Origin of the sequence: Acinetobacter sp. 12966 (assembly GCF_031196995.1) — a bacterium.
Taxonomy (GTDB): domain Bacteria; phylum Pseudomonadota; class Gammaproteobacteria; order Pseudomonadales; family Moraxellaceae; genus Acinetobacter; species Acinetobacter geminorum.
This window is the reverse complement of sequence record NZ_JAVIMC010000066.1, coordinates 1-223: the sequence shown is the minus strand read 5'-3', so window position 1 is coordinate 223 and position 223 is coordinate 1. Positions and strand designations below refer to the sequence as shown.

The 223-nt window shown below is 35.9% G+C and carries 1 pseudogene; it reads left to right on the top strand.

Features of this window, described 5'->3' with window-relative positions:
* Positions 1–223, top strand: a pseudogene (locus tag RFW85_RS10660) (methyltransferase); the annotation flags it as partial.

The window sequence follows — 223 nt, the reverse complement described above, 5'->3', positions numbered from 1 at the left end:
ATAAAGGAGAGTTGACACAGCTGGAAAAAATTACTTTCCGTGTTGTGGAGCTACATGGAAAAAAACAACTTTCCGCGCTATATCATCATACCACCCAAGATGTGACTAAAAATTATTCATTCGAAGATGGCTTAGAACAGATGCAGTGCTGATTACGCAATGCAAACAAGCGAATTTATTTGCCACTCATCAAGAAATCCAGCTTAAAAAAAATAAGAAAAAA